Below are 942 nucleotides of genomic sequence, written 5' to 3'. Positions count from 1 at the left end.
ACTGCATAGCCGATAAGTGTTTGCGGTCAGAAGAAACGCCACGTTCCATGCCCAGTGTTTCAGATGCTATGGTTTGGAGTTCTGCCATGTCATCACGCGATAAACGCACACTTTTCCCATTCGGCTGCGTCCAATCGAAAACTACATGGGCATGAAGGTTAGGTGTCCATTGCTTTGCGTTCATGTATCCTTCGTCCTTGTGTATATGGATTTGAAACGCTTCAATACCGAAACGTTCCTTGCAGACCGCAGCGAATTGCTGGAGTTCCTGCATGGTGGTTTCTTGCTTGATTACTATTACCCCCTCCCGTATGGGTGCTGCTTTAGTCTGCATCTTCTGCCCAACCGTATCGAGATATCTCTGTTTCGCACTCTCCAGCCGATGGGAGATGCTATCTCCAACCCAGCTTTCATTCAAATGACTAAGTTCCGGACGAACATAGTCCAACTCTTTTTCCCTAAAGTTGTGAATCTCACTCCCCGGCTTCACTGCTTGTACATGAATACTTGTTGCTCCCATAAGTTAACATTTTTGTGACAATCGATAACAGCCGGTGACAGCCGGCTGACAGGGGGTTAAGGGGGCTTGTCCCCTTACACACGCACCCTTTAGGGTGCTAGTGTGCTATCACCATACTGCATAGGTGCGAAGTTAGCAAATGTTCTGTAAATGCACAAATAAAGGGGAAAACATTTGGATTTGCGACAATAAAGTACTACCTTTGTTGCTGACCAAACGGTAGCTGACCGATACGGGAGAGTTACCAAAATACAAGCCGCTGGAGTTAATTGACGGACATCCGACATCCCCAGCGGCTTTATTTTTGCCTATCAGCTTCGTCTAGGCATACCAGTACCTCTACTAAAAATGTACTTCAAAGATACTTATTTTCTACCGACTTGATAGTTTTTACCCCATATTCTTGGACATTTTTCCCCCAT

The 942-nt window shown here is 45.9% G+C and carries 1 protein-coding gene; it reads right to left on the bottom strand.

Annotation, left to right across the window (positions count from 1 at the left end):
- The coding region (locus tag ACFFUV_RS23430) for a plasmid recombination protein (RefSeq protein ID WP_390198344.1) at window positions 1–520 on the bottom strand (520 nt) is incomplete at its 3' end.
- Between the last annotated feature and the right edge of the window lie 422 nt (window positions 521–942).

It is taken from the genome of Vibrio olivae, assembly GCF_042428525.1.
GTDB classification, from domain to species: Bacteria; Pseudomonadota; Gammaproteobacteria; order Enterobacterales; family Vibrionaceae; genus Vibrio; species Vibrio olivae.
Note: the sequence above shows the minus strand (reverse complement) of the source record. Positions and strands in the feature narration are given on the sequence as shown.